Raw genomic sequence first — 12,479 nt, forward strand, 5'->3', positions numbered from 1 at the left:
AACAACACGATGCTTTCAGTGCGCAACCTGTCGATCTCGGTCGGGCCATCGGGAAAGCGGATCGTCGACGGGCTGAATTTCGACCTCGCCCCCAGTGACATGCTGGCGCTGGTCGGCGAATCCGGTTCGGGCAAGACGATGGCGGCCCGCTCGATCGTGAGCTTGCTCCCTGCCCCGCTGGTCACGACGCCGGACAGCAGCATCCACTTCGAAGGACAAGAGCTCACCGGCCTCGCTCCAAAGGCGCTGCGCCAGATACGCGGTGCGCGGATCGGCATGGTTTTCCAGGAGCCGATGGTCTCGCTCAATCCCGCCGTCACCATCGGCGAGCAGATGGCGGAGGGTCTGCGCCTGCATAGCGCCATGTCGCGCGCCGAGATAAAGGACCGCTCGCTGGCAATGCTGGAGAGGATCCAGATCAAGGATCCCGGCAAATGCCTTGCGGCCTATCCGCACGAATTCTCCGGCGGCATGCGCCAACGCATCATGCTCGCATCGGTCATGCTGCTCAAGCCGCGCCTGCTGATCGCCGACGAGCCGACCACCGCGCTCGACACGCTGGTGCAGCGCGACGTGCTTGACCTGATGGTCGAGCTGACGCGGGAGAACGGAACCGGCGTCCTGCTGATCAGCCACGACCTCGGCATGGTGTCGCACTATGTGAACAACGTGACGGTGATGTGCGAAGGCAAGGCGGTCGAACAGGGAAGCAGCACCCAAGTGCTTCACGCACCGCAGCACGATTACACGAAGCGGTTGGTGGATGCGCTTCCCAAGCGCAGCGCCGGCGGATCGAGAAAAACCGTCGACGGCCCGCCCCTGGTCGAGATCAGCAATGTCGTCATCGACTATCCGGGCCGTCCCAGGCTGTTTGGGCGCGCGTCGCCGAAGCGCGCCGTCGACGGCGTCGACCTGACCATCCGGCGCGGCGAAACCCTGGCGCTGGTCGGCGCGTCGGGCTCCGGCAAGACGACCCTCGGGCGCGCCATTGTCGGTCTCGTCAGGCCGGCCAGTGGAACGATCTCGTTTCTTGGCACGGCGATTGCAAACGATCGATCCGCTGACGCGCGTGCGCAGCGTCGTGACATGCAGATCGTCTTCCAGGACCCCTATTCGTCGCTCGACCCTCGCCAGTCGATTGCCGAGATCATCACCGAGCCGCTGAAGCTCGACACCGAATTGGACCGCAAGCGGCGGACCGCGCGCATGGATGAGGTCATCGAGGAAGTGGGGCTGACGCGCGACCTTCTCAAGCGTTTCCCGCATCAGCTTTCGGGTGGCCAGCGCCAGCGCGTCGCGATCGCCCGGGCGATCGTCAGGCGACCGGCCTTCGTCGTCGCCGACGAGCCGGTCTCGGCGCTCGACATGACGGTGCAGAAACAGATCCTGCTTCTGATCCGGTCGTTGCAGGAACGCTACGGGTTCGCCTGCCTGTTCGTCTCGCATGATCTGGGTGCGGTGGAGCAGGTTGCCGATCGGGTCGCCGTCATGCAGGACGGAAGGATTGTCGAGATCGGCGACCGCGACGACGTCTTCGATCGACCGCGCCACGCCTACACACGCGCCCTTCTCGATGCGGCGATGCTGATCGATCGCCATTTCGCCGATGGCGCGGGCGCACGCAAGGCAGTGGCTCGATGAGGACGGCATGGCTCGTCGCCGCACCATGACAGCGTTTGGCCGTATCACGGAGATCTGGCGATACCCCATCAGTTCGATGGGCGGCGAACGGCTGGACGGGACCGAGCTTGCGGAGGGCGGGATTCCGGGCGATCGGATCTGGGGCATCATCGACCGGCGCGACGGCGCTGTTGCCGCGCCGGAGAAGCTAAAATACTGGCGACCGCTGCCCAACCTTGTTGCAAGGCTGAAGGGTGACCGGCCGGAAATCGGCTTGGACGGCTCCTGGATCGATGCCGGCTCCAGCCTCGCAGGCGAGCTGGTTTCGGCCTTCCTCGATTTCCCGGCGGCGCTGCACCCACATGTCCGCTTCGGCTCGGAAGCCCAGGATCATATCGCGCCACGCTATCAGCGCGCCGACCTCCACATCGTCACGTCAGCCTCGATGAACAGACTTGCCGGCCTGCTTGAGGATCCTTCGCAAGTGGATTCCAGGCGGTTCCGGCCCAACATCGTGATCGAAACCGACGTTTCGCGGGGAGGTTTCGTCGAGCAGCAGATCATCGGGAAAGTGCTGGCGATCGGCAAGGCGCGGATCGTGATCTCGGAACCGTGCGCGCGCTGCACCTTCACAGCGCTGGCACAAGGCGATCTCGCCTTCGAGCCGGCAGTGCTGCAAACCATAGCGCGCCATGGCGAAGGCGGCTTCGGCGCGCTCTGCCAAATCATCGAACCGGGCAAGATCAGGCTGGGCGACCAGGTCACCTTGAACGAAGCCTGACCTTTGTCCAGCTTTCGACGCCGGGCGGCGGCACGTCGTGACGCTAGAGGTGAACATCCAACGCTTGGCGCCGGGGGCGAATACAGCTCACGACCACTTTTCTCCCCTTCCGCAGGAGAGTCCGAAGGGGAAGTGGTGACCCGAAGCAGACGGTCGTGATGCCATAAAAGATGTCGGCCTCGCGCCGATCTCGGACGCTGCGATCGGTTTGACCGCTTCCTGAAGCCGACGTCCCAGCGACCACAGTGACAGCCGCGGTTGTGCCCAATTGTGGACCTTGGCAAAATCACCGCCTTGAAGATCAGCCTAACCATCATCGGAGCATTGCCATGATGAGCTCGGACCAGAGACCAGCGTCAGCCTAGCGAACTGCCCCCTCCCTGCGCAATTTCGAGCGCCTTTACGCTTAGTCGGAAGCCGTCTACTATTCAGCTGAAGGCAGGGTCTTAGACATGGACCGCAAGCTTGCTGCCATTCTGGCTGCTGATGTGGTCGGCTATTCCGCTCAAATGGAGCGTGATGAAGCGGGGACTTTTGCACGGCTGAAAGCTGGTCGCGCAGAGCTTTTCGAACCAGAGATTGCGCGGCACCACGGTCGCATTTTCAAGCTCATGGGCGACGGCTTGCTGGCCGAGTTTGCCAGCGTGGTCGATGCGGTGGAATGTGCAGTCTCGCTGCAGCGTGGCCTAACCGAGCGCAATGCGTCGCTTCCCGAGGCCGAGCAGATCTTGGTCAGGATCGGAATAAATCTTGGCGAGGTGATAATCGACGGTGACGACCGTTACGGCGACGGGGTCAATATTGCCGCCCGGCTCCAACAATTGGCGGAATCCGGCGGCATCTGTGTCTCCGGTAAGGTGGCCAAGGAGGTCGAGAAAAAGCTTGCCTTCGGTTTCGAACCTTTGGGCGAGAAGAAGGTCAAGAACGTCACCGAACCCGTGCAGGTTTTCCGCATAACGCTTGAAAAACAGGGCATCCGCCATCGCTCAATACGGTCTCCTCCGCGGTGGGCGCTAGAGGGGATGGCGGTGGCCGTGGCCCTTCTGCTTGCCGCCGCAGCGGCTTGGCAATTCTGGCCGGCGGCGCCGGTGAGTGCCAGGCCATCGGTAGCGGTGCTGCCGTTTGAAAATTATGGCGGCGACGAGGCTACTGGACGGCTGGCCGACGGCCTCACAGAGGACATCATCACTGACCTTGCACGCTTCCCGGAATTGGAGGTGGTGGCTCGCAATTCGACGCAAGTCTACAAGGGCAAGCCGGTGGATGTGCGCGAAGTCGCTAAAGCGCTCCATGTCGGCTACGTGCTCGAAGGCTCGATCCAGCACCAGGGCGGCCGCGTCCGGATCACCGCGCAACTGATCGATGCCCAATCCGGCAATCATCTGTGGTCGGAGCGCTGGGACCGGCCCACCGAAGATGTGTTCGCAGTCCAGACTGAGATATCTGAGCAAGTCACCAACCGGCTAGGCGGCGGCGAGGGGCTGATCCAGAAAGCTGGCCGAGCTGCGGCCAAGCGCAAGCCGCCAGAGAACCTTAGCGCATACGAGCTTTATCTGCTTGGCACCGAGAAGCTTGCGCGGATCACCAAAGACGATATTCAGCAGGCCATCGTGCTGCTCAACCGCGCCGTCGAGCTGGATCCCGGCTTGGCCCGCGCCTGGGTCGAACTTTACCACTCTCACTCGCTATTGGCGAACTTCGGCGTCAATCCCGAGACAGAAGCAAAGGCGGCTGCCGATGCAGCCGAACGCGCCGTGCGACTTGATCCGAGCGACGCTGAAGCTCACGCCGCGCTGGGCATGAGCTTAGGCGAGCGGGGCGAGCTTTCGCGCGCGAAAGCTGAGCTGCAAATAGCCCTGAGCCTCGCGCCCGGTTCGGCTGAAATCCTGACCTTCTATGCCGGCTGGGCCGCGTCCTTCGGTGAACCAGAACGAGGTGCCGAATTGGTCGATCGGGTGATCCGGCTCGATCCTAACTACCCGATGTGGGCCACCGGCCTCTTCTCTAACGCTTACTTTATGGTGGGGCGATACGACGATGCGCTGAAAATGATGGACGGCCTGACACCTGACAACTACAACCAGTGGAGATGGATGGTGCGCAGCGGTTCGCTCGCAGGCGCGGGCCGGATGGAAGAAGCGCAAGCCTCAGTCAAGGAGGCGCTCAAGCACTACCCGGACATGACCGTCGAAGGTATGGTCAACGCGCCGGGGATAAGCCCCACCGAGCGCGAGCGCTACTTGGAAACCTTGGTCCTGACCGGTTTCCCGCTGTGTGCATCCGACGAGCAACTGGCTAAGATGACTGTTCCAAAACGTCTTCCCGAGTGCCTGAAGTAGCCCTTCAGCGAGCTTCCCTGACGACCGAAATAGCTCGTGTCGCAGTGGCGTAAATTTCAGATGTATCTGCTCAACACCGCAACCGGCCCATTGCCGTCATGTCCGAAGTGTGTCTGATTGGCCGCTTCTGGCGCTGGTTGCTCGTTCTAATTGCGAAGGTACCTTCAATCGAACGATCGGAGAGCAACACGCCTCCGATCTTTCGGCGACAGATGAACCGCCGGCCTATTCGCTTTTCCAGACACCCCATACATGGGGGTTTGCCGCGGGCCATACCGAATAGCCCTTTACTTTCGGCGACACGGCATCGAGGGACGGCTCGTAATAGAGGCCAAGGATCGGCACATCCTTTGCCATGAGTGCATGGAGCTGCTTGAACAGTGCCTTGCGTTGCCCGGCGTCGGTCGTGGCCATCGACTTCGTGTAGAGATCGAGGGCCTCCTTGCTGTCCCACTGCGCCATCGGGTCGGTCGCCTTGTCGCCATGTTACTCAGCCCGCTTGGGCGCGGTGAACGTCCATAGGGGGCGATGCTGACGTCGCGACTTTGCCAAGCTGGAAGACCTCCGTCGCCTCGCCGCGGCCGCGCAGCCGGTGCTTGCCCGCCGGGATCCTTTCGAACCTTTCGTCGAGCCGCGACGCGGTCTCGCCGGAAATGGCGATTGCGGCGGTGGCGCCCGGTTCGAGCTGCTTGCCGAGGTCCTGCAGCCGCTGGCTGACGTTCACGGTGTCGCCGACGATCGTATAGTTGACGCGGTCGGATGCGCCGATATTGCCGACGATGACGGAGCCCGTGTGGATGCCGATGCGGACATGAAGTGGAGGCCGGCCTTCGCCAGCCGCTTCCAGATTGTCCTTGTCCAGCTCCTCGCGGATCGCCGCGGCTGCGCGGACGGCCGCGGCGGCATGGCCCTTCAGACGATCCGGCGCGCCGAAGAACGCCAGCATGCCGTCGCCCAGGAACTTGTCGACAGTACCGCCATGTGCATCGACCGCGCCGCACAGGATCGCGAAGTGGTGGTTCAGCAGCCTGGCCGCGGCGGCGGCGTCCATCTGCTCCGACAGGGTGGTGAAGCCGGCGATGTCGGTGAACATGACGGTGACGACCGCTTCGCGCGGTTCGGCGATGCCGATCTCTCCGGTGCGCACCAGCTTGGCCACCAGCGAGCGCGGAATATAGGTCGAGAATGCACGCAGACCGATCAGCATGGCATTGAAGGCCGAAGCCTGGTTGTCCAACTCCAGCACCCTGCTGCGCGGCAGGGGGGTCACGCCGTCGAGATCGAAATCGGCGACGCGCGTGGCCTGGCCGGCAATCGCCTGGATCGGGCGCGACAGGCGCTTGCCGAGAAGAATCGCGACGATGACCGCCACCGCCATCGCGCCAAGTCCAAGCATGGCCGATCCCATGACGCGCTCGATTTCGTCACCGATCTGACTGGTCTTGAAATATGCGCCGAGCGTCCAGGGCCGGTCGCCATAGCCGGTGATCTCACGGGTAATAGCGACGTAAGTGTTCTCTCCGTCCCATGACGTCGAACCGTCCTTGTCGTCAACCTGGATTTCGGCAACCTCGATATCGCGGGTACGCTGCGTGCTGAACTCCGCTTCCGGTTTGCGCGCCTCATATCCGGCGAGAACCGGATCGCCGAAATTGGCGAGCGGCGTCAGCGGCAGGATGCCGTTCTTCAGCGCATCCGGGGAAGCCAGCCGCTGGTCCGCCAGGATGGATCCGTCGCCATCCAAAATGAAGGCATGCGTGCCGAAGCGCGACGACAGTTCCTGCGTGATTTTGGACAAGTTCTGCAGTTCCACCGCGGCGATCACCCAGGCCTTCGTGGCGCCATCGCGTGACAGCGGCGCCGAGACGTTGGCGAACAAGCCATATTCGTTGGCCACGAAGGCGCCCCACCTGCGTCCGTCGACCTGCTGGCGCTCTTCAAGAACGGCGCGCACTTGCGGCGATTTCTCGGTCTCGGCGGGGAGTTTCCGGATCGTTCCGGCAGGATATTTGGCGTCGTTGTCCCCGGTCACCGCCGCCCCCCTGCAAATCAGGTCGGGTGTGCAGATCAACATTGCGTTCACCCCCGGCGCTGCCGCCAGCGCACTGGCAAGTGCCGCCGACATCGCCTCGTCGTCGATCTGGAACTCGCCCTGCTTGTAGAGCTGCGCGACGCCGTCCACGGCGCTCTCGGCGCGCCCCATCTCGGCGCGCAGCAAATCCTCCATCGCATCGATCAGGAGCGTCGACTGGGCGCCGAGCAGGTCGAAAGTGTTGCGAAGGTTGGCGCCGACCGACAATGCGAGCACGCCGCCGACCGACAGGAACACGAGGCTGCCGAAACTCATCGCCATGATGACTGCAATGGGGATGCGACGCCGCTTCTTTTCGGGGCGGACCAGACGCACTGGTTGTGCGGACGTGCTCATGCGGCCAACGTCATAATGCGCCACCGCATTGCAAGCCCGGTGACGGCTTTAAGGAGAGGACGCGCCGAAGCATTCGCACCAATGTGGCGCCGATGTTTCCAGCGCCGATGATTCCGATCCTCATAGGGGTGTTCCTTTCGTAAACATGGAAGAGCGCCCGCCTCAGTCGCGGACGCGGGCGCCTCGAAGATGCGCCCCTTTCTCGCGCAGTGTCGAGAGTGTCAACTCCCGGAAAGGCGCATGCACGACACGATCGTCGCCGCCATGCAGGAGAACCGGGCGATCATCAAGTCGCATATCGAGCGAATGGTGACGATCTTTGTGCCGATCATTCGCGAGGGGACCGAGGCGGGCGAACTCAAGGTCGAGGACCGGCAGAAGCCGCCCGTGCGGTCAACACCGCGTTCACGCCGTTCTTCCACCCGATTCTGATCGAGCACTGCGTTCAACACGGCGAAGACACCGACGCGGGCCTGCGTGAGCAGATTCGGTTTATCCTGAAAAGCTCTCGGCAAGTCGGCCTAAGGCGCAGCGTGCCATATATGCAGGCACTGTGGTTCCGGAGAAGGGCGCGCGAACACAAGGTTTGCGTCGAAGGCCAACTCATCTTCAAAACCACGGCGCAAACGCTGCACGCGGCGCTGGCCGAACAGGGAATAACCTATGTGCAGGAAGAGATGGCAAAACCCTACCTCGTGCATATGATCTGACCAGGCGGATCCGGGCAGCCATACCGTCCGACAGTCGGCTCAGGATCGCCGAGCTGTAGCGCGAACGTCAGGTTTGGAGGAGGGCTACGAATGACTGGAATTGGCGCTGGTTGCTCGTTCTAATTGCGAACGTGAACGCAAAATCCTACCCAGAGAGGTCTTCCACGACGGGTACCAACCGTCAGGTTTTCACCACCAGGTACCTTCAAACGAAAGATCGGAGGGCAACACGCCTCCGATCTTTTGGCGACAGGAGAACCGCCGGCCTATTCGCTTTTCCAGACACCCCATACATGGGGGTTTGCCGCGGGCCATACCGAATAGCCCTTTACTTTCGGCGACACGGCATCGAGGGACGGCTCGTAATAGAGGCCAAGGATCGGCACATCCTTTGCCATGAGTGCATGGAGCTGCTTGAACAGTGCCTTGCGTTGCCCGGCGTCGGTCGTGGCCATCGACTTCGTGTAGAGATCGAGAGCCTCCTTGCTGTCCCACTGCGCCGTCGGGTCGGTCGCCTTGTCGCCAAGGATGACGCCATACATCAGCGACGGATCGAGACGAGCCGAATAGCCAAAGGACTGGATCTGGAATTTGCCGACAAGGTAGTTGTCGAGCTGTGCCGCCCAATCCAGCACTTCGAGCTGGGCGTTGAAGCCTGCGGCCGTCAGCATCGCCTGCAGCAGCACGGCGTTCTCGTACATGCCCTGGTAGCGGGTGTTGGTCTGGATCTTGATCGGCTCGCCCTTGTAACCGGCTTCGTCCAGCAGGGCCTTGGCCTTGGCCGGGTCGTATTCCGGCCATTTGAGGAAATCGTCGTCGAAGAACGAGCTCGCCTGGGCGACGGCCGAGGGACCTCCCGTGGCGGCACCGCTGGTGCTGGCGGCGGCGATCTGGTTGATGTCGGCGGCATGCGCCAGCGCCTCCCGTATTTTGACGTTCGACAGCAGCGGGTCCTTGGTCTGCAGCAGGATCACCGTCCACGACAGGCCTTGCGTCGACAGCACCGTCATGCCGCGCGACTTGGCTTCCTCGGCACGCGATGATTCAAGATCGGGCAGGACATCGAGTTCGCCGGCAAACAGCGCGGTTTCCGCCGCCGCCGTGTCGGGGATGACCATGAAGCGCACCTCGTCGACATAAGCCTCACGGCTGCCGGCATAGCCGCTCGGCGCCTCCTTCACCGGCTTGTAGTCTGCAAAGCGCTCAAGCACCAGATACTGGCCCTTGACCCATTCCTTCAGCGTGAACGGGCCGGTGCCGATGGCGGAATCGGCGAGCCACTTGCCGTCGGCGCCGACATTCTTCGGGCTGGCGACCCAGCCATTGCATTGGACACTGGCGAGTTGCGCCAGAAAGAGCGCATTCGGCGCCTTGAGCGTGAAGACCACGGTGCGTGGATCAGGCGTCGCCACTTGCTCGACCTTGAGGCCCTGGCTGCCGTCGAAGAAGGGAATGCAGAACCACTGATTGGCCGGGTCCATGCGGCGGTCCCAGTTCCATTTGACGTCGGACGAGGTCACGGCGTCGCCATTGTGGAAAACCGCGCCGTCGCGCAACGTGAAAGCATAGGTCTTGCCGTCGTCCGATACTGTCCAGGATTCGGCCAATGCCGGGCCGACCGTGAGATCGGCGCGATAAGCCACCAGCGTCTCAAAGATATGGTGCAGCACAGTGTCGGTGTTTGCGTCGCGATTGAGACCGTCGGTGGCGCGGATGTCTGCGTTGATGCGGACCTTGAGCGTGCCGCCGGTTTTCGGCTGCTCCTGCGCCATCGCCGGCAGTGCACAAATCATCACCGCGATTGTCGCCAGCACCTGAAACAATCGTCTTCCCATCATCAATCCTGTTCCCATTTTTTATCTCCAGTTTGACCGCAGTTTTTCAGCCGGGCGCGGCATTCAATGTCCGCGCAAAGAACTCCTTGACCTTGGCGATGAGCGCGCCGTCGTTGTGAGCGATGGCAGGCACGACATCCAACTGCACCTCGACGCCATGTCTCTCCAGGCTGCCCTTCAACGATCTGATCCGGTCGTTGCGGGTCGCGCCGGCGAGATCGGCGCCGGGCATCCACCAGTCATCCTCCGGTTTGATGGTGATCTCCCAGGTTTGGAGATCGTCACCACCGATCACCATCTGCACGGCGACCGTGCGCATGGCGTCGAGGTCGATGGTCTTGCCGAACACTTTCTCGAAGTCGCGCACCCCGACCCAGAAATCGTGATCGAAGTCGAGCAGGGTCACGACGCCCGGCGCACCGATCGATGCCGCCAGCAGACGTTCGGGATGGAGGAACAGGAAACGATGGGTGAAATGGCCGCCGCCGGAGAAGCCGTACATCAGCACGCGGTCGCCGCGGATGCGATAGCGCTCGCGCATCTCCTCGACCATGTCGAGCAGCACGGCATCGTAATGGAGGTCGCCCTGGCGCAACATCTTGTAAGAGGAAAGATCGCCCGGAAAACAGATATTCGCCGGGAACAGCGGGGCGAGCACGATCACGCCGTTCTGTTCGGCGAAGTCGGCGAAGGCGTCCCGGTAGGCGAGCATGCCGCGCTCGGTGCCATGCACGATCACCGCCAGCGGATAGGTCTTGTTGCCGTCCTCGTCATAGTCGTCGGGGACATAGGCGCAATAGGGGAAGCGCTGGTCGAAGCGGGAGGCGTACACCGTCGTGTGCCCGAAATCGTAATAGGACAGGCGCTTGCCATGTCCGCTGACGTTGCGCATCGAATTTTCCCTGATCTCAATTTCATTGTTTCATCATTTTGTGTGACTGAAAAGCATTTGTTTATCCACATCGTCAGGAAAGTACGTATTTTACATCGCGTAACGCCTGACATCATCGGGCAAGCGTGAGCAGCTATCCGGGCCGTCGCGCGTCAAGCCCAGCCGAGCGGCACGACCAACGACATTGTGAAGTTGTGCAGGTTGACTCGGTTGTCTGCTCGCCTAACTTCGCGGTCACATGATATTTTCCCGCATCCGCAGGCTTGTCCCTCTTGTTCTCCTGGCCGGCAGTTCGATCGTGTCCTCCTGCGTCGCGCCTAACGACACGTCGAACCACCCGAAGGAAGACGCCACAACGGCGGCGGCCCGCAAGGAGATGGTCGGTCTCAGCGAGGCGGACGTTCGAATGTGCGCCGGCTTTCCGACTGCCACCGCTGATGCGGGGGGAGGCCAGATCTGGACCTATCAGCGTACCGTTCAACGCGGCAATCTCAACGTGGTGATTCCAACCTTGGCCGTGGGTGCGATCCCGACGATTGGAGGATCGCTCAATGTCGATCCTGGCGGCTATTGCAACACGCAAATCCGAATGGTCGACGGCCGTGTTGCCGAGGTTGCCTACGCCGGCGACAACAACACGCCGAACCACCGCGATGCGCTCTGCGTCAGCACGGTAGACGGCTGCGTGGCCTATGCCCGCCAGCGCCATCAAGTCAGGACAAGAGCCAGCCCCAGGTAACCCGGCCAGCAAATCGGGTTCCAGCTAATCGGGCTGGCTGGCGCAACCCAGGCCCTGCAGCATTCGTTCCTGTTTCAGGCAGACGTTCCATATCCGAACCGTTGCCAGAGACGACCGCCGGCTCCCCGCCGATCGGCCTTGCGGAAAGCCGGTCGGCCGGAACCATTCTTGGGGTCGGGAGTACAAGAGGTCGAAAGGACAGGGATGGCAGACGATGATCATCACCCGCAGGACATTCGTTAAGGCTGCCGCCGCTTCCGGCGCGGCTCTGGTGTTGCCGGCAACCGCGCCCGGCGCGCCGCCCGCGCCGGTGATGCGGACCGTGCCCTCCTCGGGAGAGATGCTTCCCGCTGTCGGCCTGGGCACCTGGATCACCTTCAATATCGGCGACGATCCGGTGCTGCGCGACGAGTGCGCCGAGGTGATGGCGGCCTTCTTCGCGGCAGGCGGCCGCATGATCGATTCCTCGCCCATGTACGGCTCCTCGCAGCCCGTGATCGGCTATGGCCTCGAAAAGCTCGGTCGGCCCGAAGCGCTGTTTTCCGCCGAAAAGGTCTGGACTTCCTCCGCCGACGGACCCGCGCAGATCGAGCAGTCGCGCCGCTTCTGGGGTGTGCCGCGTTTCGACCTCGTGCAGGTCCACAACCTCGTCGCCTGGGAGACGCATCTCGAAACCCTGTTCGCCATGAAGGCGGACGGGCGGATCCGCTATGTCGGCATCACGACGTCCGAAGGACGGCGGCACGACTTGTTCGAACAGATCATGCGCGCGCATCCGCTCGACTTCGTGCAGCTCACCTATAACGTCGTCGACCGTGAAGCGGAGGAACGGCTGCTGCCGCTGGCGGCCGAGCGCGGCATGGGTGTCATCATCAACCGGCCGTTTCGGCAAGGCGCGCTGACGCGCCAGCTCCAGGGCGAGACGTTGCCGGACTGGGCGGCCGGGATCGGTGCTGCGACCTGGGCGCAGTTCATACTGAAATTCATCGTTTCGCATCCCGCCGTCACCGTCGCCATCCCCGCCACCACCCGCGTCGACCACGTGCGCGAGAACCTGTTGGCGGCGACCGGTCCCCTCCCCGACACGGCCATGCGCGAGCGGATGGCGGCCTATGTCCGGGACCTCTAAGCAGGC

Annotated in this window: 11 protein-coding genes; 7 read left to right on the plus strand and 4 right to left on the minus strand. The window is 62.5% G+C overall.

Features of this window, described 5'->3' with window-relative positions:
• The first annotated feature begins 9 nt into the window (after nt 1-9).
• The 3 genes from AC0L2Z_RS19775 (at nt 10) to AC0L2Z_RS19785 (ending at nt 4,740) form a co-directional block, all read left to right on the plus strand.
• On the plus strand, nt 10-1,641 hold the full coding sequence (locus tag AC0L2Z_RS19775) for an ABC transporter ATP-binding protein (protein WP_473629119.1): 1,632 nt from the start codon (nt 10-12) through the stop codon (nt 1,639-1,641).
• A gap of 7 nt (nt 1,642-1,648) precedes the next feature.
• Nucleotides 1,649-2,401, plus strand: a complete 753-nt coding sequence (locus tag AC0L2Z_RS19780) for an MOSC domain-containing protein (RefSeq protein ID WP_198032780.1) — start codon at nt 1,649-1,651, stop codon at nt 2,399-2,401.
• A gap of 452 nt (nt 2,402-2,853) precedes the next feature.
• On the plus strand, nt 2,854-4,740 hold the full coding sequence (locus tag AC0L2Z_RS19785; RefSeq protein ID WP_473629072.1) for an adenylate/guanylate cyclase domain-containing protein: 1,887 nt from the start codon (nt 2,854-2,856) through the stop codon (nt 4,738-4,740).
• A 225-nt stretch (nt 4,741-4,965) separates the two neighbouring features.
• On the opposite strand, the gene AC0L2Z_RS19790 is transcribed toward AC0L2Z_RS19785, so the two are convergent.
• The gene (locus AC0L2Z_RS19790; RefSeq protein ID WP_128166583.1) at nt 4,966-5,202 is read right to left on the minus strand and encodes a hypothetical protein; all 237 of its coding nucleotides are present in this window, start codon (nt 5,200-5,202) and stop codon (nt 4,966-4,968) included.
• A gap of 28 nt (nt 5,203-5,230) precedes the next feature.
• Complete coding sequence (locus tag AC0L2Z_RS19795) at nt 5,231-7,168, minus strand: adenylate/guanylate cyclase domain-containing protein (RefSeq protein WP_473629073.1); 1,938 nt, start codon at nt 7,166-7,168, stop codon at nt 5,231-5,233.
• 240 nt (nt 7,169-7,408) lie between these two features.
• Between AC0L2Z_RS19795 and AC0L2Z_RS19800 the strand changes: the two genes are divergently transcribed.
• On the plus strand, nt 7,409-7,600 hold the full coding sequence (locus tag AC0L2Z_RS19800) for a hypothetical protein (RefSeq protein ID WP_023797816.1): 192 nt from the start codon (nt 7,409-7,411) through the stop codon (nt 7,598-7,600).
• A gap of 101 nt (nt 7,601-7,701) precedes the next feature.
• Nucleotides 7,702-7,878: a hypothetical protein gene (locus tag AC0L2Z_RS19805; protein ID WP_473536806.1), complete on the plus strand. Its 177-nt coding sequence runs from the start codon at nt 7,702-7,704 to the stop codon at nt 7,876-7,878.
• Between the two features lie 266 nt (nt 7,879-8,144).
• On the opposite strand, the gene AC0L2Z_RS19810 is transcribed toward AC0L2Z_RS19805, so the two are convergent.
• Together AC0L2Z_RS19810 and AC0L2Z_RS19815 are read right to left on the minus strand one after the other, a co-directional pair.
• A complete protein-coding gene (locus tag AC0L2Z_RS19810) occupies nt 8,145-9,731 on the minus strand; it encodes an ABC transporter substrate-binding protein (RefSeq protein ID WP_473629074.1) in 1,587 nt (528 codons plus the stop codon).
• Between the two features lie 28 nt (nt 9,732-9,759).
• Entirely contained in the window at nt 9,760-10,605 is an 846-nt protein-coding gene (locus tag AC0L2Z_RS19815; RefSeq protein ID WP_023797813.1) for a hydrolase, read from the minus strand.
• Between the two features lie 238 nt (nt 10,606-10,843).
• On the opposite strand from AC0L2Z_RS19815, the gene AC0L2Z_RS19820 reads away from it, so the two are divergent.
• The gene (locus tag AC0L2Z_RS19820; protein ID WP_473629075.1) at nt 10,844-11,344 is read left to right on the plus strand and encodes a hypothetical protein; all 501 of its coding nucleotides are present in this window, start codon (nt 10,844-10,846) and stop codon (nt 11,342-11,344) included.
• Between the two features lie 214 nt (nt 11,345-11,558).
• The gene (locus AC0L2Z_RS19825; protein ID WP_023797811.1) at nt 11,559-12,473 is read left to right on the plus strand and encodes an aldo/keto reductase; all 915 of its coding nucleotides are present in this window, start codon (nt 11,559-11,561) and stop codon (nt 12,471-12,473) included.
• Nucleotides 12,474-12,479 lie beyond the last annotated feature (6 nt).

The organism is Mesorhizobium sp. WSM4850 (assembly GCF_055811735.1).

Bases quoted from the DNA above. Each gene is read 5' to 3' on its own strand.
- AC0L2Z_RS19785 (WP_473629072.1), top strand. From the start codon at position 2,854: ATGGACCGCAAGCTTGCTGCCATTCTGGCTGCTGATGTGGTCGGCTAT.
- AC0L2Z_RS19825 (WP_023797811.1), top strand. From the start codon at position 11,559: ATGATCATCACCCGCAGGACATTCGTTAAGGCTGCCGCCGCTTCCGGC.
- AC0L2Z_RS19780 (WP_198032780.1), top strand. From the start codon at position 1,649: ATGGCTCGTCGCCGCACCATGACAGCGTTTGGCCGTATCACGGAGATC.
- AC0L2Z_RS19790 (WP_128166583.1), bottom strand. From the start codon at position 5,202: ATGGCGCAGTGGGACAGCAAGGAGGCCCTCGATCTCTACACGAAGTCG.
- AC0L2Z_RS19800 (WP_023797816.1), top strand. From the start codon at position 7,409: ATGCACGACACGATCGTCGCCGCCATGCAGGAGAACCGGGCGATCATC.
- AC0L2Z_RS19815 (WP_023797813.1), bottom strand. From the start codon at position 10,605: ATGCGCAACGTCAGCGGACATGGCAAGCGCCTGTCCTATTACGATTTC.
- AC0L2Z_RS19795 (WP_473629073.1), bottom strand. From the start codon at position 7,168: ATGAGCACGTCCGCACAACCAGTGCGTCTGGTCCGCCCCGAAAAGAAG.
- AC0L2Z_RS19775 (WP_473629119.1), top strand. From the start codon at position 10: ATGCTTTCAGTGCGCAACCTGTCGATCTCGGTCGGGCCATCGGGAAAG.
- AC0L2Z_RS19810 (WP_473629074.1), bottom strand. From the start codon at position 9,731: ATGGGAACAGGATTGATGATGGGAAGACGATTGTTTCAGGTGCTGGCG.
- AC0L2Z_RS19820 (WP_473629075.1), top strand. From the start codon at position 10,844: ATGATATTTTCCCGCATCCGCAGGCTTGTCCCTCTTGTTCTCCTGGCC.